The sequence below is a fragment of the Shigella sp. FC1967 genome (genome assembly GCF_001743005.1).
In the GTDB taxonomy this organism is placed as follows: Bacteria; Pseudomonadota; Gammaproteobacteria; order Enterobacterales; family Enterobacteriaceae; genus Proteus.
Map to the genome: position 1 here is coordinate 1 of NZ_MIIZ01001302.1, position 410 is coordinate 410.

The window sequence follows — 410 nt, forward strand, 5'->3', positions numbered from 1 at the left end:
GGGCGCTTGGCGAGCTTGATGCAAGGCGAATTAATTTAGATGGAGTGAAGTTGGATGGAGAGCAGGCGCTTCAGCTTGTTGAGAGTTTAGGTGTTATTGTTCACCGATAAAATCTAGGTAAAAAAACGCCTAATGCCCCAATGTGGTACTAATCAAAACGGAGCGAAGCGACATCTTCATCTTGTCTTTGCTTTTTCTCCATGATCAGTTATTGGGTCATGGTCTCTTAGCTCGTTAATCTGGCTAAGTTTGGTTAGGTTGGGCTTCTTTCGACACTTCGCAATCCAAGAAATCCCTAGTCCGTTGATTGGTGCTCTTATCAGGTACGCACTGTAATCTTTCGATACCGCAGCGTGATTCGGAGGTAGAGCCGGAATTTCGTTTTCCGGTACGTTTTACTACCACAATTT

1 pseudogene is annotated in these 410 nt (G+C 44.6%); it reads left to right on the forward strand.

Going from position 1 to position 410, the window contains the following annotated elements:
* Positions 1 to 110, forward strand: a pseudogene (locus tag BHE89_RS21465) (fluoroquinolone resistance protein); the annotation flags it as partial.
* Positions 111 to 410: the final 300 nt, after the last annotated feature.